Source organism: Bacillus sp. JJ1773, from assembly GCF_036962035.1.
Taxonomy (GTDB): Bacteria; Bacillota; Bacilli; order Bacillales; family Cytobacillaceae; genus Cytobacillus.
The window spans coordinates 4,310-6,462 of the sequence record NZ_JBALNX010000050.1 but is presented as its reverse complement, the minus strand read 5'-3'; the positions used below and the strand labels follow the sequence as shown (position 1 = coordinate 6,462).

Below are 2,153 nucleotides of genomic sequence, written 5' to 3'. Positions count from 1 at the left end.
CTTTTTGGGTTCACTTCAAGATCAATTTGAGTGGTTTTTTGAATAAACAAGTGCCTGTCCCTCAGTGTAAATTATTACTATACCCTGGGTCAGACACCAAAGATTATGGTATTTTATTATTTTTCTACTGTTTAATAATAAGCTTTGTTACGCACTCAACATGGCTTGAATGATGATGGCAGATAAATATAGATGTAGTAGTGTTTTACCTTATATTTTTTAATTAATATTCAAATTATCATACAAAACGCAATATTACATCATGTCGCCCTTAGCTGAAAGTGTGTAATATGTTAACACTGATTGCGAAAGTGCTGTAAATCAATTAATAAGGTTAAATAAATGCATGAAAACTCAAAGAAAGGTTAGGGATGTCTAAACACTCAGGTGTCTGAAAGAAACAACTGAATACAACTAACTCTCATTTATATAAACTCAATGAAATCTTTTGGAGAAAATACTAAGAAATCACTTGATTTTTTTAAATACTTAAAAGCAGTGGGATTTTGAAACACCATGATAAATTTAATACTTTCAAAATCATTTAAANNAAAAATAGAAAATTCATTTTGATATCTTTTAATGATATCAATCGTTTTCTCATGAGACTGGACATTCTTTAGAATTTTAGTTTGCTCATCAAAGATCTGCAAAACATTATGAGAATTTATTTTCCAAGTTTTATATTCAACCACATATAAAACTTTATTTCGCACAAATATTAAATCAAATTCTTTTGTAATTCCTTTTACTCCTAATTCTTTTTTTATTTTCTTGTCATTAATCTTATCTAAGTGAAAATGTGCTCGAAATGGAAGGCCAGCACTCTCTAAAGCTTTTGCTAGGTCTTTTATTCCTTTTTCATCATAGTTTTTAGAAATAAATTGTTGTAATTTTTTATTTATAGTAAATGATTGCTGCAACATTCTAGGCTCCAAAATTTTATATGCCTGAAGCAGTAAACTATCAGAATATATAATAACATCCTTCTCTATTTCTACGAATGGATATATGGAAATTTTGTTATTTTTATCTGTAATATCTTTAAAAATGATTTCTTTTTTTAAAGATATTACATCCATAAATCTATTGATACCGTAATCTCTTATGTGTGTGATTTTTGTTAACAACTCTTTTAAAACCTCTGTATTATATGTTTTCAAATGTATTTGTGCTCTATTATTACTTCCAGAGGCCATTACAAATTCTAATAAATCTTGAGGACAAAAACCCTCTCGTTTTGAATATTGTTCAAATACTTTAGAAACACTTTCTTGACGTATTTAAAATTTAAAATGTCCGATTGGGTCTGTAACATTACATCCTGCATGTTACCAGACTGCACCATTTTATAATCTCTAATTTTTAAACACTCGGCGTTCTCATAAAGTAATTTGTTTGACCTTTGATAAATTTCAATGCTCATAATCATATAACCTATCTGGTATAAGGTCCGAAAATCAATTTCTGATAGGTAATTTTCATTTTGTTCTTCTTTATCTCTAGTAAGAAAGAACTTATATACCCCGTTGAACAAAATATCAACGATTCGCTTTTCTCTACCAATAAAGTTGCTAGCCACTAGGAGACTTTGAGTATCTATTTGACAAATTAAAGTCATTAATATCGAAAAATCATTATCTTTATGTGGCGTAATATTTAACCCAGCCCCACCTAAATTAGTTGCAATTAAAGTTGATAAGGTTGCTAATCTATCAGCAATTGATAAAAACACAAGAAACAATACGTTAGCGTCATACTTCTTAAATTCAAGTTCTAATAATCCAATATAGTGCTATTTCAATTTATTCAGAAGCTCATTAGATTGTTCCTTCGATAACTCACAATATGCTGGAAGTTCCATGCTCTTTAAAACTTTTTGTTCCTCTGAAAAAGCTAATAAATCTAAATGATTAGAAACAGTTTCTTGATAAAGTTTAGTAAAAGATTCTAAAAAATCTTCACCTGAATTCAAATTCACTCTATTTCTTGGCAACATAATTCTTTTTAGTTCTTGTATAAGAATGTCTTGATGATGATTTGTCAACATACTCACCATTATCTTCTTCATTAAATCTATATTATTCCTTACATAATTATTTACTATAGTTTTGCTTAGAATACTAATATAAGATTGAATATTGTCAGAAACA

At 28.2% G+C, this 2,153-nt stretch carries 2 protein-coding genes; both read right to left on the bottom strand.

Going from position 1 to position 2,153, the window contains the following annotated elements:
• Nucleotides 1-1,207: 1,207 nt before the first annotated feature.
• The gene (locus tag V7127_RS15260) at nt 1,208-1,735 is read right to left on the bottom strand and encodes a hypothetical protein (protein ID WP_335487331.1); all 528 of its coding nucleotides are present in this window, start codon (nt 1,733-1,735) and stop codon (nt 1,208-1,210) included.
• Between the two features lie 60 nt (nt 1,736-1,795).
• Nucleotides 1,796-2,153: hypothetical protein (locus V7127_RS15255; RefSeq protein ID WP_335487328.1), on the bottom strand; the 358-nt coding region annotated here is incomplete at its 5' end.